The 25,030-nt window shown below is 60.4% G+C and carries 28 protein-coding genes; 18 read left to right on the top strand and 10 right to left on the bottom strand.

Annotation, left to right across the window (positions count from 1 at the left end):
- Positions 1–1,164, bottom strand: coding sequence for a GGDEF domain-containing protein (locus HX824_RS29220; protein WP_008436297.1), 1,164 nt, complete (start codon positions 1,162–1,164; stop codon positions 1–3).
- A gap of 70 nt (positions 1,165–1,234) precedes the next feature.
- Positions 1,235–1,855: a LysE family translocator gene (locus tag HX824_RS29215; RefSeq protein ID WP_177009454.1), complete on the bottom strand. Its 621-nt coding sequence runs from the start codon at positions 1,853–1,855 to the stop codon at positions 1,235–1,237.
- 241 nt (positions 1,856–2,096) lie between these two features.
- On the opposite strand from HX824_RS29215, the gene HX824_RS29210 reads away from it, so the two are divergent.
- Positions 2,097–2,663 (top strand): hypothetical protein, encoded by a 567-nt coding sequence (locus tag HX824_RS29210; protein WP_177055765.1) that lies wholly within the window; start codon positions 2,097–2,099, stop codon positions 2,661–2,663.
- Between the two features lie 175 nt (positions 2,664–2,838).
- Here the strand turns inward: HX824_RS29210 and HX824_RS29205 are convergent, their stop codons facing one another.
- Both HX824_RS29205 and HX824_RS29200 read right to left on the bottom strand, forming a co-directional pair.
- A complete protein-coding gene (locus HX824_RS29205) occupies positions 2,839–3,984 on the bottom strand; it encodes a serine hydrolase domain-containing protein (RefSeq protein ID WP_102604937.1) in 1,146 nt (381 codons plus the stop codon).
- Between the two features lie 71 nt (positions 3,985–4,055).
- A complete protein-coding gene (locus tag HX824_RS29200) occupies positions 4,056–5,123 on the bottom strand; it encodes a fatty acid desaturase (RefSeq protein WP_003215138.1) in 1,068 nt (355 codons plus the stop codon).
- A gap of 315 nt (positions 5,124–5,438) precedes the next feature.
- Between HX824_RS29200 and HX824_RS29195 the strand changes: the two genes are divergently transcribed.
- On the top strand, positions 5,439–6,002 hold the full coding sequence (locus HX824_RS29195) for a recombinase family protein (protein WP_023658890.1): 564 nt from the start codon (positions 5,439–5,441) through the stop codon (positions 6,000–6,002).
- A 158-nt stretch (positions 6,003–6,160) separates the two neighbouring features.
- On the opposite strand, the gene HX824_RS29190 is transcribed toward HX824_RS29195, so the two are convergent.
- Positions 6,161–6,697 (bottom strand): ATPase AAA, encoded by a 537-nt coding sequence (locus HX824_RS29190; protein ID WP_008436317.1) that lies wholly within the window; start codon positions 6,695–6,697, stop codon positions 6,161–6,163.
- A 121-nt stretch (positions 6,698–6,818) separates the two neighbouring features.
- Here HX824_RS29190 and HX824_RS29185 point away from each other — a divergent pair, with 121 nt between their 5' ends.
- Positions 6,819–7,187 carry a hypothetical protein gene (locus HX824_RS29185; protein WP_008436319.1) on the top strand — a complete coding sequence of 123 codons (369 nt, stop codon included), beginning with the start codon at positions 6,819–6,821 and terminating at the stop codon, positions 7,185–7,187.
- A gap of 16 nt (positions 7,188–7,203) precedes the next feature.
- Here the strand turns inward: HX824_RS29185 and HX824_RS29180 are convergent, their stop codons facing one another.
- Entirely contained in the window at positions 7,204–8,085 is an 882-nt protein-coding gene (locus HX824_RS29180; protein ID WP_003215146.1) for a LysR family transcriptional regulator, read from the bottom strand.
- Positions 8,086–8,207: 122 nt separating this feature from the next.
- Here HX824_RS29180 and HX824_RS29175 point away from each other — a divergent pair, with 122 nt between their 5' ends.
- Positions 8,208–9,338: an epoxide hydrolase family protein gene (locus tag HX824_RS29175; RefSeq protein WP_177055763.1), complete on the top strand. Its 1,131-nt coding sequence runs from the start codon at positions 8,208–8,210 to the stop codon at positions 9,336–9,338.
- Here the strand turns inward: HX824_RS29175 and argC are convergent.
- A complete protein-coding gene (argC, locus tag HX824_RS29170; protein ID WP_177055761.1) occupies positions 9,322–10,254 on the bottom strand; it encodes an N-acetyl-gamma-glutamyl-phosphate reductase in 933 nt (310 codons plus the stop codon). The genes HX824_RS29175 and argC overlap by 17 nt on opposite strands.
- Before the next feature lie 112 nt (positions 10,255–10,366).
- Here argC and HX824_RS29165 point away from each other — a divergent pair, with 112 nt between their 5' ends.
- From HX824_RS29165 to HX824_RS29100, 14 genes are all read left to right on the top strand, one after another.
- Positions 10,367–11,260: a LysR family transcriptional regulator gene (locus HX824_RS29165; protein WP_008436322.1), complete on the top strand. Its 894-nt coding sequence runs from the start codon at positions 10,367–10,369 to the stop codon at positions 11,258–11,260.
- A 111-nt stretch (positions 11,261–11,371) separates the two neighbouring features.
- Positions 11,372–12,448, top strand: coding sequence for a helix-turn-helix domain-containing protein (locus HX824_RS29160; RefSeq protein WP_256347060.1), 1,077 nt, complete (start codon positions 11,372–11,374; stop codon positions 12,446–12,448).
- A gap of 188 nt (positions 12,449–12,636) precedes the next feature.
- Positions 12,637–13,134, top strand: a complete 498-nt coding sequence (locus tag HX824_RS29155; protein WP_008436324.1) for a DUF2589 domain-containing protein — start codon at positions 12,637–12,639, stop codon at positions 13,132–13,134.
- 19 nt (positions 13,135–13,153) lie between these two features.
- Positions 13,154–13,768, top strand: a complete 615-nt coding sequence (locus HX824_RS29150; protein ID WP_008436325.1) for a DUF2589 domain-containing protein — start codon at positions 13,154–13,156, stop codon at positions 13,766–13,768.
- An 87-nt stretch (positions 13,769–13,855) separates the two neighbouring features.
- Positions 13,856–14,128: a hypothetical protein gene (locus tag HX824_RS29145; RefSeq protein ID WP_008436326.1), complete on the top strand. Its 273-nt coding sequence runs from the start codon at positions 13,856–13,858 to the stop codon at positions 14,126–14,128.
- Positions 14,128–14,430, top strand: coding sequence for a hypothetical protein (locus HX824_RS29140; RefSeq protein ID WP_008436327.1), 303 nt, complete (start codon positions 14,128–14,130; stop codon positions 14,428–14,430). The genes HX824_RS29145 and HX824_RS29140 overlap by 1 nt, the downstream gene beginning before the upstream one ends.
- Positions 14,414–14,653, top strand: coding sequence for a hypothetical protein (locus HX824_RS29135; RefSeq protein WP_008436328.1), 240 nt, complete (start codon positions 14,414–14,416; stop codon positions 14,651–14,653). The genes HX824_RS29140 and HX824_RS29135 overlap by 17 nt, the downstream gene beginning before the upstream one ends.
- A 26-nt stretch (positions 14,654–14,679) precedes the next feature.
- Positions 14,680–15,072: a hypothetical protein gene (locus tag HX824_RS29130; protein ID WP_008436329.1), complete on the top strand. Its 393-nt coding sequence runs from the start codon at positions 14,680–14,682 to the stop codon at positions 15,070–15,072.
- A gap of 102 nt (positions 15,073–15,174) precedes the next feature.
- Positions 15,175–15,957 carry a glycoside hydrolase family 19 protein gene (locus HX824_RS29125; RefSeq protein WP_008436330.1) on the top strand — a complete coding sequence of 261 codons (783 nt, stop codon included), beginning with the start codon at positions 15,175–15,177 and terminating at the stop codon, positions 15,955–15,957.
- A 129-nt stretch (positions 15,958–16,086) separates the two neighbouring features.
- The gene (locus HX824_RS29120; RefSeq protein WP_008436331.1) at positions 16,087–16,506 is read left to right on the top strand and encodes a hypothetical protein; all 420 of its coding nucleotides are present in this window, start codon (positions 16,087–16,089) and stop codon (positions 16,504–16,506) included.
- Positions 16,507–16,641: 135 nt separating this feature from the next.
- Positions 16,642–17,187, top strand: coding sequence for a hypothetical protein (locus HX824_RS29115; protein ID WP_238544247.1), 546 nt, complete (start codon positions 16,642–16,644; stop codon positions 17,185–17,187).
- Entirely contained in the window at positions 17,184–17,498 is a 315-nt protein-coding gene (locus tag HX824_RS29110; protein ID WP_008436334.1) for a DUF2388 domain-containing protein, read from the top strand. Before HX824_RS29115 ends, HX824_RS29110 begins: the two co-directional genes overlap by 4 nt.
- Positions 17,499–17,614: 116 nt before the next feature.
- Complete coding sequence (locus HX824_RS29105; protein WP_008436335.1) at positions 17,615–18,409, top strand: alpha/beta fold hydrolase; 795 nt, start codon at positions 17,615–17,617, stop codon at positions 18,407–18,409.
- Positions 18,410–18,510: 101 nt separating this feature from the next.
- A complete protein-coding gene (locus tag HX824_RS29100) occupies positions 18,511–20,706 on the top strand; it encodes an OsmC domain/YcaO domain-containing protein (RefSeq protein ID WP_102369200.1) in 2,196 nt (731 codons plus the stop codon).
- A 155-nt stretch (positions 20,707–20,861) separates the two neighbouring features.
- Here the strand turns inward: HX824_RS29100 and HX824_RS29095 are convergent, their stop codons facing one another.
- The 3 genes from HX824_RS29095 to HX824_RS29085 are packed head-to-tail and all read right to left on the bottom strand — an operon-like array spanning position 20,862 to position 24,965.
- The gene (locus HX824_RS29095; RefSeq protein WP_177055759.1) at positions 20,862–22,283 is read right to left on the bottom strand and encodes an efflux transporter outer membrane subunit; all 1,422 of its coding nucleotides are present in this window, start codon (positions 22,281–22,283) and stop codon (positions 20,862–20,864) included.
- Positions 22,280–23,860: a DHA2 family efflux MFS transporter permease subunit gene (locus HX824_RS29090; RefSeq protein WP_177055758.1), complete on the bottom strand. Its 1,581-nt coding sequence runs from the start codon at positions 23,858–23,860 to the stop codon at positions 22,280–22,282. Before HX824_RS29090 ends, HX824_RS29095 begins: the two co-directional genes overlap by 4 nt.
- Positions 23,853–24,965, bottom strand: coding sequence for an HlyD family secretion protein (locus HX824_RS29085; protein ID WP_177050591.1), 1,113 nt, complete (start codon positions 24,963–24,965; stop codon positions 23,853–23,855). The genes HX824_RS29090 and HX824_RS29085 overlap by 8 nt, the downstream gene beginning before the upstream one ends.
- Positions 24,966–25,030: the final 65 nt, after the last annotated feature.

The following is a 25,030-nucleotide window of genomic DNA, read 5'->3' as shown; positions in this document are numbered from 1 at the left end:
TCAATCGGCGCCCACCGCCGTCCGGTCCACCAGACGAATACGGTTGCGTCCACCGCGCTTGGATTCATACAGCGCCGCGTCGCCTTGTTCGATCAAGGCCGCGAGGCTGGCGGGGGGCGTGTCGAACAGGCTGGCGCCGATGCTCAATGTCACCGCTTCGGGCGTGGCGAAGGCCTGCGAGGCAGCCTGATGAAACTGTTCGCGCAGGGCGCTGCCCAGCGCGACAATGCGCGCGTTCGAGGTGTCATTAAGCAGGATCACGAACTCGTCGCCACCCAACCGCGCCGCCAGCGAATCATCGGGCAACTGCGCGCGAATCATCTCGCTCAGGGCCACCAGCAGCCGGTCGCCCGCGGTATGGCCGTACAGGTCGTTGATCAGCTTGAAATTGTCGATGTCGATCAACAGCAGGGCACCTGGCCGGGCCTGCGACACCTCGCTCAGCAGGCTCGGCGCGCGCATTTCAAGAGCGCGGCGGTTGTACAGCGCGGTCAACGGGTCGCGGGCGGCCAACCGTGCAATCTGTTCCTCACGGCGGTAGCGCTCGGTGCCGGTCATCGACAATGCAATTAGCATGATCGCCATGGCGCCTTCCACCAGCGACACCTGAATGATCTCGCCACGAAACGCCGTCAGGTCGATCAGTGTCCCCGGCACGATCGCCACCAGCGACTTGGCCAGATAGAACAGCCCGTGGGCCAGCAGCACATAGCGCAGTTGCACCGCGCCCACGCTGAGTGATCGGCCATGGGGGCGCAACAGGAAACTGGCCCGCAGGGTCGGCAGGGCAACCAGCAGCGAGTTGGCCAGCAGCATGGCCCTGGACCACGACTGTCCTTCCGGCAACAGCAGCATGGCAAACCAGGCCACGAACATCAGGTACCAGGCGCGAGACAGGCGCACCTGGGTGAAACGCGCAACGCCCAGCAGGAACAGCCAGTGGGCGGTGATCAGCAATCCGTTGGCGAACCAGATGCCGATCAACAGCAGGCCGCTGGCCCGCAACAGCGCCAGGGTGCTGCCCACGCTGATGATGGCGAAACCGGCAGTCCAGTACAGCAGCGATGGCTCGCGGACATTGCGCCACTCGACGGCCAGGTACAGCGCGGCGGCGCCTGCCAGTGCGATGGTGAGGACCAGTATGGTGATGGGGTCGAGCGCCATGGGCGAACTGGCCTGCCTGAGTTGCGGTGAGACGGCGATTGTAAGCGTTTTCGCCGGTTTTTCGCAGTGCTCAGGCCCTGCGCGCCATCAGCAATACCGTCGCGGCGGCCGACAACAACCCCGCACAGCAGCGGTTGAAAATCCGCTTGCCCCGAGGCTGCGCGAACCAGCGGCGCATATGCAAACCCATATAGGCGTAGGCGCTGATGGCGAACCATTCCAGCGCCAGGAACATCGCTCCCAGCAGGGCGAATTGCGGCGTGATCGGACGTGCCGGGTCGACGAATTGCGGCAGGAAGGCGGTAAAAATCAAGATTGCCTTGGGATTGCCGGCGGCCACCAGGAACTCCTGTCGCGCCAAGGCCCACAAGCCCGCCTTGGGCGCTGTCGACTCAGCCTCCGCGTGCGGATTGGACCGCCACAGTTGATACGCCAGATAGAATAGATACGCCGCCCCCAGGATCTTGATCCCGTAGAACAGCAACTCCGAGGTTTGCAGCACCACCGCCAGCCCGGCGGACGCGAGGGCGATCATCCCGGCAAAGGCCAGCAGTCGCCCGACGCCTGCCAGGCACGAAGTGCGGTAGCCGTAGCGGGTGGAGTTGCTCACGGACAGCAGGTTGTTCGGGCCTGGCGCCATGTTCAGGGCGAAGCAGGCCGGGAGGAAGAGGGTGAGGGTGGCGAGGTCCATGGGGGGCTCCGGCGGGCGCTGGCAGGTAAGGCCACGAGGATAAGGGATGTGAGGCGGTTGAACAATTTGCGCTAATGGGTAGAACCGATGGCGCTCTGGCCATGTCTGTGAGTCGTGGGTAAATAGATCGGTCACCATGACGCTCATATCGTTAATATGTCCGGTATGCCAATCGGGTAAAGGAAGTTGGCGTGAAGCACGAAGCGCTTTTCCCGGGAATTAAAAATAGAGTAGGCAGGGAATGGAATATCCTTCATTTGAAAACAAATCAAAGAAAAGAACCTTGTTGTTGGTGGTGTGTCTGTTATTTGGAGCATGGATTGCTTATACGCTCTGGGCCGGTCGCATTGTAATGCGAACGGTTTTAATGCCATCGATTCCCGAGTGGACGACCTATATAGTCATTGGTTGTCTGGTTGGACTCTTTTTTGCTGCAAGGGCCACCTACTATCGTCCGGCTGTAAGAAACCCGAACCGTGTTGGAGAATCTTTTTTTGGTGGTTTTTGCCTGGGTCTGATTTTGTCCTTGCACAGTTATGACGTCGTTACGTACCTGTTGCCCGGCGACATTGTTCAGTATGCGTCACCTTACGAGCTGGTGACTCCGGGGCCCTACGTTGGAAGGTTCAGTCGTTGTGAGGCGGGTCTGCGGATTAAGGATTTAAAGACTGAGCGCTGGGTTGCGCTTTGTACCACTCAGTCGGAATTCAACGATCAAAGAAAGACAGGCATGAATGCAGTGTGGGTGACTGCTCATTCAAACAAGATAGGTTCTTATATCGAGGCGTATGAATTTATTTATAAATAAATCATGTCGTCGTTGTACCAGCCTTCGTTCATAAGCCAATGACTCATTGTTGGCCGGGAGGGGAAGGTTTCGGTTTGCCATCAGCCACTTGTGTCTTGCCACAAACTTGCTGCGTTGCATTCGGCAGTATTGCGCCCCCTTGAAAGCCTCAGATGAACAGATCCGCCCCTTGCCTTCAAAGCGCCGCATAGACAAGGGATGAAAGTCGGCGTGGGCGTGGATCAATCATCGAATGGCTGCCCGAAGTCGTGGTGACAAAACCGAAGCTCACTTGTTTTTCGGGATCAGCGAAACTGATCGGGCCACCAAGCCCGATATGGCCAAAGGTGTTCGGGCCCATTGCATGGGAAGCCGTCGGGTCGCGTTGCTGCTCGAGCATGCAACCCAATCCATAACGCATGGGGCGCATCCATACTCGATCCATGCCATGACTGTGCTCACGGCTGAATTCAGTAAGCAACTCGGGACCGATAAAGTTTCCTGCTATCAATGCACTGTAGAAACCGGCCAGGCCGTGAGCCGAACCGTGTCCACACACGGCGGGTTGCCGGTAGGCCCACCAGCGAGGGTCACTGGTTCGTCTGGGCACCATTCCGGGGTTGGTGAAGGCGAGCGTCGCGATATGCGACGGCTCGTTTTTCACCACGGTTCGCAACGCCTGCGAGTAAGGGTCACCGACTCGTCCCGTGGCACTGTCGAAACGCGCGATACGATGAAAGTGTTCTTCGTTCACGCCGAGGTGCACGTCCAACTCATGGGGATCGAGAATCTCTTCGTGGATAAACACACAGGGATCTCGTCCGTCCACCCGGCGAATCAACTCTCCGAGGATCCAGCCAAACGTGGTGGTGCCGTAGCCCAGGTCTGTTCCCGGTTCCCACCACAGCGGCTCGGCCTCCAGCAGTCGCAGCATATGCTCCCAGTCATACATCATGGGGTTGTGGTCGGGCCCCCGCAGCGCCGGCAGGCCTGCGGTATGGTTCATCACCTGGCGCAGGGTGACCTTTGCTTTCCCGCTCCGGGCGAACTCGGGCCAGTAACGGGCCACGGGTGCATCCAGCTCCAGCTTGCCCGCCTCAACCAACATCAGGACGGCCACCGCGACATAGGGTTTTATTACGCAGAAGGTATTGGCCAGCGTATCGCGGGTCCAGGGTTTCGTCCCCGCCTGGTCTGCCATGCCGGCCCACAGGTCGACAACGATCTCTGCGCCTACCTGCACGCACAGGCCGGCCCCACGTTCCTGCGGATCATCGAACATGTCCTCGAAGGCCTGCTTGACCGCTTCAAACTGCTTCGCACATATCCCTTGCGCTTTCATACCTCAACGTCCTCGTATTTGAAGTGCGGCCCTTGATACTTGCCGAACACGGATAATGGTTGTGGAGGAATTCACCCACGAGACCGAGTTTGGGAGTGCTCCATGGAAAAGCGATTGGCTCGTTTGTAGGTGCCGAAGTCATTGAACCTGACACCGGCCTGGGCCATGACTTTATGAGCATAAGGTGCCGTCATCTGACGCAGATAAAACGGGTCTCTCACCACGAAGTGATGGATGCTGTGAGTGCTGCCAAAGTTAAAACAGAACAACTGGAACGGCCACAGCCACCAAGGGTTCATCACCTGGGTTTGTTGTAATGCGTTACGCGGGGCAACATCGCCGTAATAGTGCATATTTGAACTTATAAAGAACAGGCAGAACTGCCGTATCATATTGGGCGCTATAAGAATAACCACTGCGCTATTGACGATATCCATTAATTCCAGCGTCGTAGCTGAACTGTGAACCTCCATCCCGGTAATTGACCCAAGCCAGACATACAGGTGGTAGCCGAGGAACACATACCAGCACCCCCAATACAGAAGCCCGAATGGTGTATTGAGCCGAATGATCTTGCCTAACAATTTTACCTTTTGCCGCCATCCAGGGGCAAACACCGCATTTAGAAAACCAAATACAAATCCGTCCACCAGTTTGAGTAATCGCAGTATTCCCCAAGGACTGCCGCTCGTGGTGATCCAGGCTTCAACATCAGAATCAGTTCCGGACTCCTTGTGGTGATGAAAGTGCAGACTGCGTCTTAGCCACGGGCTGGGCATACCCGGGCGTGCCAGCCAGCAGAAGAGCATCATGGCATTATGGGCCAGCGGCTGTTTTCTAAAATAAAGGCGATGAATCAGGTCATGTTCGATTTCATGAATGAACGAAGTCAGCAGCGCATTGACCAGAATACACATCCATGCGGGGATAAAACCCTTTAGATAGAGCCCTCCCGTAATGACCATCCCTATCAGGGAAAACGCCATGACACTCGCGCCCAGAGCATCCTGGTGCTGCAGGATCGGATAACGCTTTCGCAGGTAGTTCCCATGATCGGTAATACTGCGGGTTACCTTATCAATCTTTTCCTGATCGGTAGTTGGGCGATCAATTTCGATGGCGCCTTCCAAGACATTCATCCATTCATCCTCTGATTGCATCGAGAAATTAACAGCCGCGTCAAGCCGGTCATGTCAATTGTTGGAGCTGTAAAACAGTAGATACTCATATGGGTTGCTTGAATTGCACGGGGCATTCAAGGAATACGAAATCGACTTTTTTGCGAAAAGCTTGTTAGAATTCCATGCTTCAAAATGATAAGGGAAGTTCAACTCTTTGCAACTGTGTATTTTGGGTGGGTTCAGTGTTACAAGTGCGGTGTAAGGAATTGATGATTTAGTTACAGTTTGTACAAGTATAAAATGACGCTGTACAAGTATTGCCAAGGAGGCACCATGAGATTGCATCGCATCAAATATGTCCGGCGCGCTCTAAAAGAGCCCGAGGTTGGCGTAGAGAAAATAACAAGCGACGATGTATTTGATGCCGTGTTTTGCGATGAGCCGGCAGACAATGCCGCGAATCCTGCAGGCCTGGAAAGGCTACTCCGCTACCTGCAGTGCGGGGATACCGTGGTGGTGGACAGCATGGCAGCGCTGACTTCAAGCACGGAGCAGCTGTGCGCCATCATTCGCCGGTTGATTGAAAAGCAGGTCACGTTGGAGTGTTTGAACGAAAACCTGGTTTTCCGGCATGACTGTCTTGAAGTCGTGGAGTCGATCATTGCGGTAATGGAGCTGATTGCAGAGTTCGAGCGCGCTGCGATGAGGGAAAGACAGGCGGCGGGAATTGCCAGTGCAAAGAATCGTGGGACTTATAGAGGTCGCAAGAAAAAACTGTCTGACAATCAGGTTGTAAACTTGATTGACCGGGCCGCTGCTGGAGAAAGTAAATCCAAGTTGGCGCGTGATTTTGAAATCAGTCGGCAGACGCTCTATCGGTACTTGAGATCCAGATAGGGGCTTCTTCAGGTCGCACGAGGGAGCGGCTGCCAACAAGATCCTACAGTTGAAAAAACCTGTAGGACGGCATGGCGCGAAAGCGGTGGAAGTCTTGCCATCATTGATTTCTTCACTGGCAAGACGACCCACTATCGCGGCCAACGCTCCTGCTCCCTCTATTCAAGGCAGCCTTCAGATGCTGCGGGCAAGCGCTCGAGAAACTCGGCGATCTGCTGGCCACCGCGCAAGTGCACCACGGGCACCGACGGGCCTGCCGCCAACCGCACCGCCTCGATACCTGGCCGGTGGCCGCGATCAAACGTCCACACGTACTTCAGGAATGTCAGGAACTCCCGGTCGAGTTTCTCGGTACAGCCGGCGGGAATATCCGGGCGCGGGCGGTTCAGCGCACTGCGCAGGATCACCCGGGTAAAGCAGGTGAGCCGTGGCGTGTCGAGCCAGATGATCAAATCGGCACGGGGCAGGCGCAGGTCGAACGTGCGCCGCGCATAGTTGCCTTCACACACCCAGCCATCGGCGGCAACGGCGTCGCGCACGCGGGTACGGAACTGCTCGGCGTCGGGCTCGACCCAGCCGGGCGACCAGAACAGGGTGTCCAGGTGCACCACGGGCAGGCCCAGGCGTTGTCCGAGGGCGCGGGCGAGGGTGGATTTTCCGCTGCCCGCATTACCGAGAATCACGATGCGTTGCATGAAGGGACGTCCTGTCGCGGGAAAGCCCACAATTGTGCAGGTTTTACATGACCGACAGAAGCCATATGAGGTAGGTTGGGCGCCCCGGAATGGACCCTCTCGACCAAGGAAGCGCCTGTCAATGCCAAATGCCTTTTGCCAAATCAGCGAACGCCTGGACAACCGCCGGTTTATCGTCGCGGGCAACACCCATGGTGTGTCCGGTACAGGCACCGTGTTTCATTACCACGTCGATGAAAACGCCATCTGGGGCACCTACCAGGGCGGCCGGATTCGCATGGGCAATCAAGTCGGGCGCGCCACAGGCCCCGATACCATCGAGTTGCTGTACCAGTGCCTGACCACCGAGGGCGAGATTCTTGCCGGCTGGTCTCGGGGCACGCTAGGCGTGGATGACGCCGGGCGTACCACCCTGGCCTTCGTCTGGGGCTGGTTGTCGGGCGCGACGGGAGGCGGGGAGTCGAGCTACGTCGAACTCGTTGCCGAGTAGTAATGGGATTTCGCGCCTACTGGAACCGCTCAACCAGGTAGTCGACAAAGCACCGGACCCGCGCCGGCGTGTGGGTACCGCCCAGGAACACGGCATGGATCTCTTCGCCATCGCCGGGATTGAATGCCTCCAGCAGCGGCACCAGCCGACCCGCCTGAATGGCGTCCGCCACGGTCTCGGCGCAGACCCGCGCGATGCCGATGCCCTCGGCTGCCAATTGGCCCTGGGTGTCACCGTTATTGGTTTCGACATGGCCCTTGATCGTCAGTGAATAGTCGTGGCCATCCTTGCGAAACGGCCAGGTGGGCGCCGCACGCTTGAAGTTGAAACCGATGCAGTCGTGATCCAGCAGGTCTTCCGGCACCTGCGGCGTGCCGCGTCGTGCCAGATAGCTCGGCGCAGCAATGATGACCTTGTGGGTGGCGCCCAGCCGGCGGGACGTCAGGCTGCTGTCGGGCAGCGGGCCCAATCGCACTGCGACGTCGGCTTGCCCGGCGGCGATGTCGACCACGGTGTCGGTCAGGTTGATGTCCACCAGGATGTCCGGGTAGCGCTGAATGAACTCGCCCAACAGCGGGATCACGAAGGTCCTGCCATACAGCAGCGAACTGCTGACCCGCAGGCGCCCGCGGGGTGAACTCTGGTCGGTAATCTGCTGTTCGGTTTCCCGCAGGTCCGTGAGGATCCGCCGGGCGCACGACAGATAGGCGGCGCCCTCCGGGGTCACGGTCAGTGAGCGCGTGGTTCGCAACAACAGGCGTACGCCCAGCCGGGCCTCCATGCGGTCCAGCACCCGCGCGATGGAGGAGGGCGCAAGGTTCAAGCGACGCGCGGCCGCCGAGAAACTCGCGGTCTCGGCCACGAGGGTAAAGATTTCCAGTTCGTCCGTTATGTCCACGGGAAACTCACTTGTGCGTTTTTCGCAAAGGCCTTGAGCGGCGTAATGGGGTTCACATCGGTTTTTGTCGGGTTCAGTATTGCGTAAAGCAATGTAATACGGAAACTCACCAGGAGAATCCCATGATCTTGCCCTACACCATCAATGTCCCCGACGAACGTCTTGTGGCCATCCGCGACAAAGTCGCCGCCTACGATTGGACCCGGCTTCCCGATTTGGGAGGGTGGAAGTCGGGCGTTGGCGTGCGCGACCTTCAGCGCCTGGTCGCTTACTGGCTGGAATCCTATGATTGGCGCCGGGTCGAAAAACACCTCAACCAACTGCCCAACTTCATCACCGAGATTGAGGGCGAGCACCTGCACTTCGTCCATGTGCGGGGCCCCGGTTCCAGGCCGCCGATCCTGCTGCTCCATGGCTGGCCAGGTTCGTACCTGGAATTCGAGGCGCTGCTGGAACCGCTGGCGGCTGACGGACACGATGTGATCGTGCCGTCGCTTCCGGGGTTTGCATTCTCCAGGCCGATCACCGGAGTGATTGGCCCACGTCGGGCGGGCGAACTCATGCATGGGCTGATGGCCCGGCTGTTCGGGCCAACCCGCTTCATCGTTCAGGGCGGTGACTGGGGTTCGGGCATCGCCGGTTGGATGGCCCACGATCGGCCCGAGGCGTTACTGGGGATTCACCTGAACATGGCCGACCTGCTGGCCCAGGGCACCGTTGCGACCACGCCGGAGGAGGAGGCTTTCGTCGCCCGGCGTGACGTGCTGATCGACTGGGAAACCGGCTACAACCACCAGCAGGAAACCCGCCCGCAGACCCTGGGTGTCGCGCTGGCCGACAGCCCGGTGGGGGCCGCGGGATGGATCCTCGAAAAAATCGGCACATGGGCCGATCTGCCCACTACCGCCGATGGCAGCCCGGATCTCTGGGGCACCTTTACCGAGGAGCAACTGCTGACCAACATCATGTTGTATCTCGCGCCATCTTCCATGGTCACCGCGACGTGGATGTATCACGGCAAGCGCCTTGAGGGATCGTCAAAATTCCCGGTCGGCACCCGCATCCAGGTGCCGACCGGACTTGCCGCCTTTCGTGATCCGGTGTTCGTGCCGCCGCCGCGCTCATTTGCCGAAAAGACCTTCAACATCGTGCACTGGAGCGAGATGCCCGCCGGTGGTCACTTCGCGGCCTGGGAGCAGCCGGCGTTGATGCTGGCGGACCTGCGCGCCTTTATCGCTACGGTCTCGGCTTGATCATCAAATCCAGGTTCTGCACGGCGGCACCTGCGGCGCCCTTGCCGAGGTTGTCGAATATCGCCGCCAGCAGGACCTGGCCCGTCTCGTGGTTTTCACACACGATCAGGCGCACATCGTCCGTGCCGTTCAGCGCTTGAGGGTCGAGGTAGGTCAACTCCCTCGCAGCCTGCATCGACAGCACCTGTACGTGACGGGTATCGCGGTAGTGCTGCGACAGGCAGGCATGCAACCGCGCCGCGTCCACGCCCGGGGCCAACAGCCGCAGTTGCAGCGGGATGGTCAGCACGATGCCCTGGCGGAACGCCCCGTAGGCCGGCATAAACAGCGGCGGCTGCGTCAGCCCGCTTTGCTGCTGAATCTCCGGCACATGCTTGTGTGCCAGCCCCAGCCCATACACCAGGAACGCGGGCGCCTGTGAGGCGTCGGCGCCCTCATGCTCCTGCACCCCGGCGCGGCCCTTGCCGGAATAGCCCGAGACCGCATGAATGGTCGTTGGGTAGTCCCCGGGCAGCAGCCCGGCCTCAAGCAACGGGCGCAACAGACCAATCGCGCCGGTGGGATAGCAACCGGGATTGCTCACCCGCTGCGCCGTGGCAATGCGTTGCGCCTGTTGCGGGTTCATCTCGGCGAAACCGTAGGTCCAGTCGGGATGAGTGCGGTGTGCCGAACTCGCGTCGATCACCCGCACGGCCGGATTGTGGATGCTGGCGACGGCGTCCCGTGCGGCGTCGTCGGGCAGGCAGAGAATCGCGATATCGCAGGCGTTGATCATCTCGGCGCGCTGCTGCGGATCCTTGCGGTGTTCAGGGCTGAGGGTGATCAGTTGCAGATCGGTGCGGTCGCGCAGGCGTTGATGGATCTGCAGCCCGGTGGTGCCTTGGTCGCCGTCGATGAATACAAGAGGATTTGCCATGGGATGCACTCGGATAGGAAATCAGGTGTTCCAATCTTCGGCCAGCCGCTAGGATAGGAAAAGTTGAATTTCCAAACGATGAAGTTCAGATTTTATGAACGAGGATTGACCCATGCGCGAAATCAGCCTGGACCGCCTGCGTACGTTGGTGGCGATTGCCGACCTCGGTTCGTTCGCCGAGGCCGCCCGCATGCTTAACCTGGCGCCACCCACCGTCAGCCTGCACATCGCCGACCTGGAGGCGCGAGTGGGCGGCAAGCTGCTATCGCGTGCCCGTGGGCGGGTGCAGCCCTCAGCGATTGGCGAAACCCTGGTGGAGCGCGCCCGCCGCTTGTTGGCGGATGCCGAGCAGGCGCTTGAAGACGTGGAGCGACAGGTGCAGGGGCTGGCGGGGCGGGTGCGTCTGGGAGCCTCAACCGGAGCCATCGCACAGTTGCTGCCGCAAGCCCTGGAAACCTTGAGCCAACATCATCCCGCCATTGATGTGCAGGTGGCGGTGCTCACGTCGCAGGACACATTGAAGAAGCTGGCCGAGGGCGCCCTGGAGATTGGCCTGGTGGCGCTGCCCCAGGCACCGGTGAAGGGCTTGCGGATCGAGCCCTGGCGGCGCGACCCGGTCATGGCATTTTTGCCGGCGCGTCGGGAATGCCCCGAGGTGGTAACACCCGCCTGGCTGGCTGCCCAGCCGTTAATCCTGAATGACAACACCACCCGGCTTTCGCGCCTGACCGCCGAATGGTTTGCCAGTGAAGGATTGCAGCCCACACCGCGTATTCAACTGAACTACAACGATGCGATCAAAAGCCTGGTGGCCGCCGGTTATGGCGCGACGTTGTTGCCCCATGAAGCGTCCACGCCGTTGACCGACAGCCGGATTGTGATGCGGCCATTGCAGCCGTTGTTGTGGCGCCAGTTGGGTATCGCGCATCGTGCCGGAAACGTCGAACGGCCGACGCAGCACGTGCTGGATGTGTTGTGGGGGTTGAGCGTCGGTCATACGGATTGACAGGGCCCGACTATGGAATTTTATTTCTATGAGCGTGATGCCAAATTAGTGGCGACTTCCCGATTCCCCTTCTAAGCCCTTTACCGACTCAACTATGGATGGGTCGGTACGATGGAGTTTTATTCTGCTAAGGGTTCTAGCGACAACGAAGGACAGGGTTTCACAGCAATTCCGAGTTTCCACAGTACAACGCTGGGCTCTCCCGGCAATCAAGGCTTCCTGATTTGGCGACAGACCATCGAACTCCTGTTTGATGCAACCGCTCTCGAAACTCATGATTTTTCAGCCTCAATGACGGTTTACCATTTCAACCGCTTTCTGTTTTGCAGTGGTCGCCTGGATGGCGCCCGCTACTGCCGGGACCGGGCACGATTGAAATGGTGCGACCTCGATCACTACCTGCTTCATCTGCCCTTGCACAGAGGCCTGGTGTGCGGCGACGGTTTGCGGGTGCGCCGGCTGGATGTGGTGGTGCTTGATCTGTCGCAACCGGCGGATTTTTCCATGGCGCAGGGCGAGGGCGTTAGCCTGCTGATTCCGCGTACGGCGTTGTCGCCCTTGCTGTATGACACGGACCAGTTGCATGGCCTGGTGCTGCGCCGGGAGAGCGCATCCGGTGCACTGCTGGCGCAACTGTTGTCTTCATTGGCGTTCGTTGTGCCGAAGCTTTCACTGGACGAGGCGTTCAGGCTCACGCTGCCCATACTCGGCATGGTCGCGGCTTGCCTGGCTCAGGTAGCAGCTCGCACAGCCGCGGCGCCGCGTTCCGGCCCCGCCCATCTTGGCCGCAGGGTACGCCTTTACATCGAGCAGAATCTGCAGCGCGATGACCTCACCCCGGGTGCGCTTGCCAAGGAGCTGGGCGTTTCGCGCAGCCAGCTGTACCGCGAGTTTAAAAAATTTAGCGGTGTGCGCCACTACGTCCAGCAACGTCGCCTGCGCCGGTGCCTGTTCGCACTCGGTGACCCGGGTAATGCCGCCCGGCGCATATCTGACCTCGCCTACGACCATGGCTTCGCCGATGAAGCGCATTTCAGCCGGCTGTTTCGCAAGGCCTTCGGCCTGTCGCCACGGGCTGCCAAAACCGCCATGCAGCGCGGCGATCTGCCGGGTTTTTCTCACCTGGTGCCACACGCTGGCGACGTGCCCGGGCTCGCGAAGTGGGTCCGGGAATTGATCAGCAGCTGAATCCGCCAGAGGCCGTTTAACCGAACGGCCTTTTTTTGGGACGCGCATCCAGGTTTTCGGGACGCACGTCCACAGACAGCACCGGGACTCCAGGCCTAACCTCGACTCACCAACCAACCCATCAGCAAGTGGCGTTGCCAGGCACAGCAGTCTGCATTGGCACTGGCATCTGACAAGGAGCGTCTCACGTGGCGAATCAATCTCTGCACCTTCTCATCCAGAGCATCGCCGGGGCCGTCGCCGAGGCGCAGGACAAGATCCAGCGTTTCCAGGTGTCCACGGTGCGCCAGTATTTCGATGAAGATAACCGGCCGGTCAGTATCGAGGTCCGGTTGCCATCCACTTCCCCCGGCGCACTGGAAGGTGAGGAACGCGTGGTCTCCGTGCCGCTGCTTTCCCTCGTAGGCTCACGACTGCTCGCCGTGAAGGACATGGAAATCTCTTTCGAGGTTGGCCTCAACGCGGATGAGAGTGGTGCACTGAGCCCTGTGCAAAGCGAAGCGCCTGACTCAGGCGATGCCGATTCCCCATGGCCGACTGAATCCCACAAGCCTTTGAGCGTCGATCTTGGCGCTCGCCGTAATGGGGAAGGCGGGCCACTCGCGCGCGTCACCCTCAGAGTCGAAACCCAACCCTCGTCCGAGGGGATGGCTCGGCTGGTTCAAAACCTCGATAAATTGATCTGAGTACAAATGGAGATGACTTATGCCTAACTTCTCGATGGGTGACCAATTCCGCGGCCTTCCCATGGGTGACTTGATCGGCGGTCCCCTGACCGCCGCTTGCGATGCCCAGGTACGCCTGGCCAATGCCACCGCTGATTTCATCAAGGTGATTGGCTTTCTGCCGCCCGCGACCGACGACGATCCCAACGCGGTCGGTGGCGTGCGAACAGTGATGTTCCGTTTCGATCGACCTTCACAGACCAACCCGGGCACGGGCGGGGCCAACCCGATGGAAACGGTGGAGCTGGAAGTGCCGCTTCTGGCCGTGGTGAAGGTGCCGAACTTGTCCATTAACAAGGTCGACATCAGCTTCGACATGGAGGTTAAAAACTCCGAGCAATCCCGCGAGTCCAGCGACTCCGCAGCGGCGTTGTCGGCCGAGGCGAAGATCGGCTGGGGCCCGTTCAGCGCCAAGGTGAACATCTCGGGCTCGGTGTCTTCTCACAAGGAAAACACCCGATCAAGCGACCAGTCGGCCAAGTACCACGTCGAGGTGCATGCCAGTGACGACGGCATGCCTGAAGGCCTGGCCCGGGTGCTCGACATGATCGCCCAGTCCGTCGCGCCCAAGGCGATCACCCAGGCGGCGGCGTAAGCCGGCATCGCTAGTGCTTAACAGCCAGCGGCTATAGGGGATTAACCCGGCGCTGGTCGTCAGGCTTTTCCGGAAAGGAGACCCATCATGTTCGACCTGACGGACGTGGGATACGTAAAGCGCATCGTGGTCGGCAGTACCGATCCGGAAAAGCTGACTCCCGAAGCGGTGGTGCAGGCACAAGCCGCGCTGCTCAATCGCTGCCTGACCGAAACCCCCAAGGGGCGGATTGTCGGCATCGAAAAGAATTTCACGCTGCTCAATATTGGCGAGCACCAGGTGGTATTGCAGGCCCTTATCTACCACCTGGGTTTTGCCCGCAAGCCGTATTGGCTGCCCGATGACGAAGGGCAGTCGTGATGATCCGCCTGGAGGAGTTTATCCGGGCATTGGGCGGCGAAATGCACCTGGCGCAGGTGGCCTCCAGTCGATTGTGGCCGGGTACTTACGTGGCAGGCATGGAGGTGGTTGTGGCCGCCACGGTAGAGCGGGTTGCATGCGGGGCGCTGGCGCTGCGGATCGGGCGTGCACCGCGGGGTAAGGCAACCGCTCATGAACTGTGTATCGAGGTGCCGGGCGATGGGGCTGAAGCGATCACCGTTCGCCTCGATGGCAACCTGCTTGGGCGCTACCGGGGGCATGGCGATGAAGAGGCGCGCTGACCGTTCGATGTTGTTGACCCTGTCTGAACAGGAGACGAAGACATTGCGAGGCATCATCAAGCCAAACGTCGAGCCGCCAGCGGGCATGTTGATGCGCAAGCGCGTGTTATGCGGGCTGGGTGTTGCCTTCCTGTTCGCGGTGGTGGTGCTCGGGATGGTCAAGCCCGATTTGGCGAGGGAGATTGTGCAGCTGGCGAGTCGTTTGTTGGCGTTGTGGTTCTAGACAGTCACTTAACAAGGAGAGTCAAAATGAAAAAAACAGCATCCCTGTTCGCTGGCGCGATGTTGCTGGCAGGCATCCTGCCGGCTTCTGCCGATGAACAATTGGCGGGGACCATCCTCGACGGTAGCAACTATGTTCGGGTTGCCCTGACGCTCCCCAGCGCCACACCGTCTGCCCCGGCTGGAGATCTGCGCGTCGCAGGCAGCTGGGCCTGCAATCTCACGCTCAATTTCGTCACGACGGATGAGCAGAAAGTAGATCTTTATGCCTTGGGCGGGCCGGCAAAGGGCCGTTGTGCGCCACTGGAAAATGGTTATCTGCACAGACGCGGCGCTGGCGGTGCTGTCGTCATTGAGTTGTTTAAACGCGGTGAAGAGAGCCCCCTCTACACCGTCAAGCTCGATCCCCCGGGCAAGTAGCGACAACGCCCGCTTCCTGAGTTCCACCTTCAGAACACACTGATGCAAGGCACGTTTCCCGTCGCCTGACGGGAAACGTGTGCCTGCAGCAAGGAGCAAACCATGTGCATTAGCAATACAGTCGGCGACAGCGGCAAGAATATTCCGGCAGATGTACGCAGCCTTCAGTTTCTGCTCAACCTCAACAGCGGCCAACATGGCCTGGTCTGCAACCTCGCCACTGATGGGGCGTGGGGGAGCGGCTCCCGTGGGGCACTGAAGACTTTCCAGCAAGGTGCAGGGGTTACTCCGGGGGCTCTGGTAGCGCCGTGTGACCAGACGATGGCGGCGCTGCGCAGGGGGCTGCCACCAGGCCTGACGGTAGAAAAGTTGCGCATCATCATGACCACTGCCAGCGCCTCGCGCGTTGCCGAGTTTTTCCAGCCGATTGTCGATGTGCTCAATCGCTACAAGATCAATACACCGCTGCGCATTGCACATTTCCTGGCGCAGATCGCCCACGAAAGTGGCTGCCTGGTTTACACCGAAGAAATCGCTTCTGGTGCTGCTTACGAAGGGCGCAAAGACCTTGGCAATACGAAGCCAGGCGATGGAAAGCTGTTCAAGGGCCGGGGGCTGATCCAGCTCACGGGCCGTGCCAACTATCGCCAGTACGGCCTGGCCTGCCACCGGGATTTCGAGGGCACTGATGCGCCTGGGCAGGTGGGCACAGACCCCGACCTGTCGGTAGACGTTGCGGGCTGGTTCTGGTCCAGCAGGAACCTCAACGACCAGGCCGATGCCGACAATGTGAAGGAGGTCACGCGACTCATCAACGGCGGCGCCAATGGCCTTGCCGATCGAATGGCCTACCTCGAGCGAGCCAAGTGGCTGCTGATGAATTAACCCCGTTTAAGGCCTTCCTGCGCTGCGAGGCGCGGGAGAAGGGCGCAACCGCGCCATCCCCTTTAAAAGGGGAATAGATGTGAACGCAACCTCTCTCAATGTTCGCAACCTCATGCAAGGAGCAAGACCATGAGCACAACCCTGCTTTGCTGGTGCCGTGATGACAGCCAGCTAACCGCCGCCGCGCGTAATTTTCGCGCTGATTATCGCTACAGCGGCTGCCGCCGCGCCGCCCTGCCGCAGACACTCGGGCGCTTGCGCAATGGCGATGTCCTGGTCATCACCGCGCACGGCTCCCCGCAAGCCTTCGGCGAAGAAGGGGTCAACTTCACCGACTTCACCCCTCGTCAGTTCGCTGACGCATTGCTGGCCAACCCGCCGGGAGGGTGGAGCGGCAGCTTGTACTTCGATATCTGTAACGGTTATGCCTTCGCCCAGAACGTACGCCCGCTGATTAGCGCCGGGCTTCCAAACCTGCGCCTGTTCGGATGCGAAGGTGATACCGATATGGCTGTCGACTTGAGCCGTCATCGTGAGGCCACGGCGTAAGCCAACAACCCTGCCGTGTTTCCATTGGAACACGGCAGGACCATGGTCCAGGTACTTGGCGATGTTGTACACATCCGGCAAGACGGTTAGCCTTGCGCTCCGATGTCATCAGCCATTTCAAGGAAGGAAGCGCGTGTGAAGGTTTTTCAAGGAGTGATCGGGCTATCGCTATTGAGCTTGCTGTTCGGCTGCAGCGCCGGGCCTGTGCAAACGCTGAAGTTCAATGTGCCACACGGTTATTACGGCAACTACCTCAAGCAGAAAGTCGGAAATCACGGGCAGTTGACCTGCAACGTGACCACTGAAAAAAACAATCTCGGTGAGGAATGGGTGTCTTCGGTCATTCTCGGAGCGGGCGAGGACGATGCCCAGGACAATATCCTGTTTCTCTCCAGCTACCCGCTAGGTACCGACGACCAACGGGCTTTCCAACTGCGGCTGTTCAACAAGGCACAGCGGGTCACTGATAGCCTGGTCCTGACCACTCCCGATCACAACGGGGTCTACTCACTGCGCCTGGCTTGGGCCGCCGATGGCTCCATCAGCTACCAGGTCGCCAGTGGTGGGCCATGGTCTGAAAAGAAAACGGTGACGCACCCCGGCTTTTCCGTGCGGCACGTCAGCATGCAAGCCTCGGGTATAAAGGGCACGGCTGTCTGTGAACTGGCGGCTGATCGTTGAGAATCTTCGCGTTCATCTTTGCCTTGCTCGTCACCACCTCCGCCCAGGCCAAAGACGGCATCTCCTTTGCCGACGATCCGCTGGGCTGGTCATGCCTGAGGTTCTCCACCTTCACCTTGCTGACGTCGGAACTGACGACGCGCCCGGGCAGCTTTCTTTCGGCCAAGAATGACGCATTGGCGTTTGTAGGGTCCGACGGCGAGATTCGTGGCGCGTATTTCGAACAGGCGCTGCTGAGTTTTCGCAGCGCTGGCGGTAACGCTGATGTCAGCGATGCGCAGTTTGCCGAGGCGGTGGCGGTGATTCAGTGATACATACGATCAGGCTATGAATACCTTCTTGAATCAGGAATTTACAGAAAGCTGAATGCCGTCGACATTAGCGGTTTTTTGAGCCGCTGATCCGGTTTCTTCAGGGAGTCTTCACTATGCCATTCATCCATACCCAGCTCCCCATGACCGTCGACGGCGTACCGTTGAACATCGCCGCGATCCACCGCGCGGGTACCCTGGCGCCAATCGTGTTCCTGCATGGCTTTGGCTCGACCAAGGAAGACTACGCCGACATCGTCCAGCAACCTGCCTTCGACGGTCATCCATTTTTGGCTTATGACGCCCCGGGTTGCGGTGAGAGCCATTGCGATGACCTGTCGAAGATCTCCATCCCGTTCCTGCTGCAAACCGCCTTGCAGGTGCTCGAGCATTTCAACATCGAGCGCTTCCATCTGGTAGGCCACTCCATGGGCGGGCTTACCGCGCTGATGTTGGCGCACCAGTTCCCGGGCCGGGTGCTGAGCTTTGTCGATATCGAAGGCAATATCGCCCCGGAAGACTGCTTTCTCAGCCGGCAGATCGTCGACTACCCGGCGGACGATCCCGAGGCGTTTTTCAGCGCCTTTATCGAGCGCACCCGGCAGGCACCGGCCTACGCCAGCGCGCTGTATTCGGCGAGCCTGCGGCACAAGGTGCGTGCCAGGGCGGTGCGGGGGATCTTCCAGTCGATGGTCGAACTGTCGGATAACGCCGACTTGATGGGCAAGTTCCTCGGCCTGGAATGCCCGCGCATGTTCATGTACGGCGAGCAGAATGCCCATTTGTCGTACCTGGCGCATATCCAGGCGCAAGGCGTGCGGTTGGCGCCGATTGCCCGGTGCGGGCACTTCCCGATGTACTCCAACCCGATCGCGATGTGGCAGCAGATTGCGGACTTTCAACACGGCTGATACCCATCGCCAACGATCGGCCAGGCCCGAAAGCACAAGACTTACGCCTCGAAACCCGGATAATGGCGGCCATATTTTGCTCGCTATTCTGGTAATCCCGCATGGAAATCAAGGTCAATTTTCTCGACAACCTTCGACTTGAAGCCAAGTTCGACGACTTCACCGTGGTGGCCGACCAGCCTATTCGCTACAAGGGCGATGGCTCGGCCCCCGGTCCGTTCGATTACTTCCTGGCGTCGTCGGCGTTGTGTGCGGCTTACTTTGTGAAGTTGTACTGCGAAACCCGCAACATCCCTACCGACAATATTCGCCTGTCCCAGAACAACATTGTCGACCCGGAAAACCGCTACAACCAGATCTTCAAGATCCAGGTCGAATTGCCAGCGGACATCTCCGATAAAGACCGCCAGGGCATCCTGCGTTCCATCGACCGCTGCACCGTGAAAAAAGTCGTGCAGGCCGGGCCGGAGTTTGTCATCGAGGAAGTGGAAAACCTGGATGCCGATGCCCAGGCATTGCTGATGCCGAGCGCGGCGTCCGACGCGGGCACCTACATCGCGGGCAAGGACCTGCCGCTGGAAACAACCATCGCCAACATGTCGGCCATTCTCGCGGGCCTGGGCATGAAGATCGAGATCGCTTCGTGGCGCAATATCGTGCCCAACGTATGGTCGCTGCATATCCGCGACGCGCACTCGCCGATGTGCTTTACCAACGGCAAGGGCGCGACCAAGGAAGGCGCATTGGCGTCGGCATTGGGCGAGTTTATCGAGCGGCTGAACTGCAACTTCTTCTACAACGACCAGTTCTGGGGTGAAGACATCGCCAACGCGGCGTTTGTGCATTACCCGGACGAGCGCTGGTTCAAGCCGGGCCGCAAGGACGAACTGCCACCGGAGATACTCGACGCGCATTGCCTGCACATCTACAACCGTGACGGCGAGCTGCGCGGCTCACACCTCTATGACACCAACTCCGGCAACGAAGAACGTGGCATTGTTTCGCTGCCGTTCGTGCGCCAGTCCGATGGCGAGGTGGTGTATTTCCCGTCCAACCTGATCGAGAACCTGTACCTCAGCAACGGCATGAGTGCCGGTAACACCCTGGCTGAAGCGCAAGTGCAGTGCCTGTCGGAAATCTTCGAACGCGCGGTAAAACGCGAAATCATCGAAGGTGAATTCGCGCTGCCGGATGTACCGCAGGAAGTGCTGGCGAAATTCCCCGGTATCCTGGCCGGTATCCAGGGCCTGGAAGCCCAGGGCTTTCCGGTACTGGTGAAGGATGCGTCCCTGGGCGGTGAATTCCCGGTGATGTGCGTGACGTTGATGAACCCGCGCACCGGCGGCGTATTCGCCTCGTTCGGCGCGCACCCAAGCCTGGAAGTGGCGTTGGAACGCAGCCTCACCGAACTGCTGCAAGGCCGCAGCTTTGAAGGCCTGAACGATCTGCCGCAGCCGACGTTTGAAGGCCATGCGGTGACCGAACCGAACAACTTTGTCGAGCACTTCATCGACTCCAGCGGTGTGGTGTCGTGGCGCTTCTTCAGCTCGAAGTCGGATTACGAGTTCGTCGAATGGGACTTCTCCGGCCAGGGTGAAAACTCCAATGCCGAGGAAGCCTCCACGTTGTTCGGCATCCTCGAAGGCATGGGCAAGGAAGTCTACATGGCGGTGTACGAGCACATCGGCGCGACCGCCTGCCGCATCCTGGTGCCCGACTATTCGGAGATCTACCCGATCGACGACCTGATCTGGGACAACACCAACAAGGCGCTGTTTTTCCGCGAGGACATCCTGAACCTGCATCGCCTCGACGAAGCGGAATTGAAGGGGTTGGTTGAGCGCCTGGTTGAAAGCGAACTGGACGACTACACCGACATCACCACCTTGATCGGCATCGAGTTCGATGACAATACGGCGTGGGGTCAACTGACCATCCTGGAATTGAAGCTGCTGATTTATCTGGCCCTGCAGCAGTTCGAAGAAGCCAAGGAACTGGTGGAGATGTTCCAGCAGTACAACGACAACACCGTCGAGCGCGGCTTGTTCTATCAGGCTGTGAATGCGGTGCTGGAGATGGAGCTGGACGAAGACCTGGAACTGGCGGACTACGAAGTGAATTTCCGCCGGATGTTTGGCAACGAGCGGATGGACGCGGCGATTGGGTCGGTGAATGGCAGTGTGCGGTTCTATGGTTTGACGCCGACGAGCATGAAGCTGGAAGGGCTGGACCGGCACCTGCGGTTGATCGACAGCTACAAGAAGCTGCACGCGGCGCGGGCCAATACGGCCAATTAAAAGCTGACACCGTACCTGTGGTGAGAGGGCTTGTTGTGGCGAGGGGGCTTGTCCCCCGTTGGACTGCGTAGCAGTCCCTCTTTTTTGGGGCCGCTGCGCAGCCCAACGGGGGACAAGCCCCCTCGCCACAGGTCAGTGGTCACTCGGGTTATTTGTCACAACGTCCATCCCAACCCCAGCGCCTTGTGCAACGACGCAAAGTCCTTGAGCAACAGCGCATCCCCGGAAATCCGGCTTTCCTGCGCCTGGTACCGCGTACGTTCCGCGTCCAGCCAATCCAGCGTGCTCGCCGTACCTGCCTTATAACGCTGGCGCGTCAGGTCCGCAGCCCGTACTGCCGAAGATTCCACGTTACGCAGCAGCACCACGTTCTGCCGCTGGTTGCCATACCGCGCCAGGGCCACATCCGCATCACGCAACGCACTCAACACCACGCTTTTGTAATGGGCCAGGGCCTCGTCGCGCCCGGCTTCCGCACCTTTGACACTGGCCGCCACCCGGCCGAAATCCAATGCGTTCCAGGTCAGCCGCGGCAACAGCAGCCAGGTGCCGCTGTCCTTGCGCGCCAGGTGCCCGGGATCGGCCGCCGAGAACGACAAGTCGCCCATCAGGCTGAGCTTGGGAAACCAGTCGGCGGTTTTCTCGCCGATCTGCGCGTTGCTGGAAGCCAGTTGGCGCTCGGCCACCCGGATATCCGGGCGTGCTTTCAGGATCGCCGCCGGGTCGGCAAATGGCACTTGGCTAGGGATAGCGGGCAGGGCGCGGGGAGTGTTGAGGCTCGCGTCCAACTCGCCCGGTTCCAGGCCGCAGAGCAGGTTCAACTGGTCAATCGCCTCGACGATTGACGCTTGCAGCGGCAGGCGTTGGGCCCGGGTGTTTTCGGCCTGTGTCAGGACCTGCTCCAGTTGCAACTGCGAGGCCACGCCACGGCTGCGTCGCTGCTGGGTCAGGTCCAGCGCCTGTTCCTCAATCTCGACACTGGCGTCCACCAGTGCCAGTCGCGCCTGCTGGTCACGCACGTCGGCATAGGTCTGCACCACCTCGGCTGCCAGTTGCACCTGGGCATCGGCCAGTTGCGCCTGCGAGGCGTCGTTCTCCGCCTGGGCCGCCTCGATTGCACGCCGGGTGCCGCCGAACAGGTCGGCCTCCCAGCTGGCATCAAAGCCGGCGAGGTAAAGGCTCAATGGCCCGCGACCACCGCCACTGCTGCCACCCAGCGCCGAGGTGTCGGGGGAGCGCAGCTTCAGCATCGCTGCATCGCCGGTGATCTTGGGCAGGGCGTTGGCGTTGGCGCCACTCAGGCTGGCTCGCGATTGCTTGAGGCGCGCCTGGGCGGTCGCCATGTCCGGACTGTTTTGCAGGGCCTGGGCCACCAATTGGTTGAGCTGCGGATCGCCCAGGGCTTGCCACCACTGGGCGACCGCGGGTGCGCGCGGCAGGCCTATGTCGGCGTGGGGCAAGCGCCCGGCCGCGAGGGTCTTTGGCGCGGCATCCGGCGCGCCCTGGTAGTCCGGCCCCACGGTACACGCCGTCAGCAGACCGACGGTGAAGAGCAAGGGAAGTGAGCGATAAATCATGTTCGTTGGCCTGCCTGCGCCGCGCGCTTTTTCAGGATGAAGATCAGGGGAAGGCACGCCAGCATGGCGAGTCCCAGCACGTAGAACGCGTCGTTGTAGGCCATCACCGCCGCTTGTTGGGCGATGTCGTTGGCCAGATGACTGAGGGCCTGCAGCGAGGCCGTGGACGGGTCGCCGGTTTGCGCCAGGTAGCTGGCGGTATTGCTCGCCATTTGATCCTGGGTCAACTGGGTGTTGGCCTGGATGCCTTCGCGCAACATGTCGTCGTGGAAGTGGCTACGCCGGTCCATCAGTACGCCGAGCAGCGCCAGCCCCAAGGTGCCGCCGAGGTTGCGTGACATGTTGTAGAGCCCGGCCGCGTCACCCGCATCGCGGGTTTCCACCGAGCGCATCGACAGTTGGCTGAGGGGCATCATCACCAGGATCTGCCCAAAGCCCCGCAGGATCTGCGACCAGTAGAAATCATGGCCGACACTCTGGGCGGTGAGCTGGGTGTCGAGAAAACAGCTGGCCCAGTACATCAACAAACCCACGCCGACCATCATCCGCAGGTCCAGGCGGCCAAGCATTCGCGGCAGGATCGGCATCAGCAGGAACGCCGGAATCCCCGACAGCAACATGATCGAACCCGACTGTTGCGCGTTATAGCCCGACAGGATGCCGAGGAACTGCGGCACCAGGTACGCCGTGCCATAGAGCCCGGCGCCGACCGCCGTGGCGATCAGCAGCACGCTGCCAAAGCTGCGGTTGAGCACCAGTTGCAGGCGCAGGATCGGCGTACTCGAGCGGACTTGCCCGACGGCAATCAGGAAAAAGCCGATCACCATCGTGATACTCAACCAGATGATCAACTGCGAGTCGAACCAGTGTTCGCGCTGGCCTTCTTCCAGCACCACGGTGAGTGAACTCAGGCCCATGGCCAGGCCAATGATGCCCAGCCAGTCGGCCTTGATGAATTGCTGGAGGTTCATGCGGTCGCTGGGCAGGCCGGTGATCAGCAAGGTGATCAAGGTGATGCTGACGGGCAGGTTGATGAAGAAGCACCAGCGCCAGTTGATATTTTCCGTGAGCCATCCGCCAATCACCGGGCCCAGCAGCGGACCGAGGATCACCGTCATGCCGAACATCGTGGTGCCGATTGCCAACTGATGGGCAGGCAGGCGGGTGCGCACGATGGTCTGCGCGGTCGGGATCATCGCGCCGCCGGCAAAACCCTGGCCGATACGCCCGGCGATCATCGCGCCGAGGCTGGAAGACAACCCGCAGAACATCGAGAAAAACGTGAACATCAACGCGGTGCCGATCAGGAACCGGCGCAGGCCGAATACCCGGGTCAGCCAGGCGGCGAGGGGAATCATGACGATTTCCGACATCAGGTAACCGGTGGCGATCCACGTGCCCTCGGTACCGGTCGCGCCGATCTGGCCCTGGATCTGCGGCAGCGCCGAGTTGGTGATCGAGATGTCCAGGGTCGCCAGCAAGGCGCCCAGCGAGCCGGCGGCGACTGCGATCCAGTCGGTCAGCGAAGCGTTGCGCGGTTTGTCCGCGGGCACTTCGGTCAAGATGGCTTCAGCCATGGTTGGCGTCTGCCTTGTGGGTGCGGGTGTCGACTTCCACGGTGGCGGACAAGCCGGGCACCAGTGCCTGGCGCGCGTCGTCATCCGGTACATCCAGGGAAATCCGCACCGGCACGCGCTGCACGATCTTGGTGAAGTTGCCGGTGGCGTTGGACGGCGGCAGCAACGCGAACTGTGCGCCGGTGCCTGGAGACAGGCTGTCGATATGGCCCTGAATATCATGGCCTGGCAGTGCGTCCACATGCACGGTGACGGTCTGCCCGGCGCGCATCTCGCCGATCTGCGTTTCCTTGTAGTTGGCGGTCAGGTAGATCGCGCTCACCGGCACCACGGTCAACAAGCGTGTGCCTGGCTGCACGTATTGGCCGACGCGTACACCGCGATCAGCGACGCGGCCATCGAGCGGGCTGCGAATCACCGCGTCGTCCACGTCCAGCTGGCTCTGGGCTTCGCTGGCCTTGGCCACGCCGAGTTGCGCCTGGGCTTGCTTGAGCTGGGCTTCGAGGGTGCCGTAGCGGGTCTGGCTGGAGCGCAACGCGGCCTGCTTGGCGGCCACGGTGCTGCGGGCCTGGGCGAGCTGGTTGTTGAGCTGCGCCAGGCGTTCTTCCGGCTCGGCCCCGGAACGCGCCAGCGGCGCATAACGTGCGACTTCGGTTTGCGCGTGCTGGGCGTCGGCCTGGGCGCCCTGCAGTTGGGCGCGGGCTTCGGCGATGGTCGAGTCCTGTTGCACGAGGTCGGCCTGGGCCTTGGCAAAGTCGGCCTCGCGGGCCGCAATCGTCGCCGAGGCTTCGTCACTGACTGCCTGGTATTTGCGCGCATCCAGGCGCACCAGCACGTCGCCACGCTTCACGTTCTGGTTGTCGGCCACCAGCACCTCGGCGACGTAGCCGTTGATTTTCGGCGCCACGCTGATGCTGTCGGCTTGCAGATAGGCGTCGTCGGTGGTCTCGATAAAGCGCCCGGTGAGCCACCACCAGGCGCCCCACGCCAGCCCGGCCAACAGCGCCACGCCGGCGAGTGACAGTAGAATCCGTCGGGCTTTGCCACGTTGGCCGTTGACGGTGGTTTCAGGAATGACCTGAGGAGAGGGAGGTGCAGCGGACATCAAGTCACTCCAGTTTTATATCAGTTGGAATAAATTCGTTTTTTCGCGAATTTTTGTCAACTGGT

The sequence above is a fragment of the Pseudomonas sp. D4002 genome, assembly GCF_013385665.1.
Lineage (GTDB): Bacteria > Pseudomonadota > Gammaproteobacteria > Pseudomonadales > Pseudomonadaceae > Aquipseudomonas.
The sequence above is the reverse complement of the archived record's forward strand: the minus strand, read 5'-3'. Positions and strand labels throughout refer to the sequence as shown.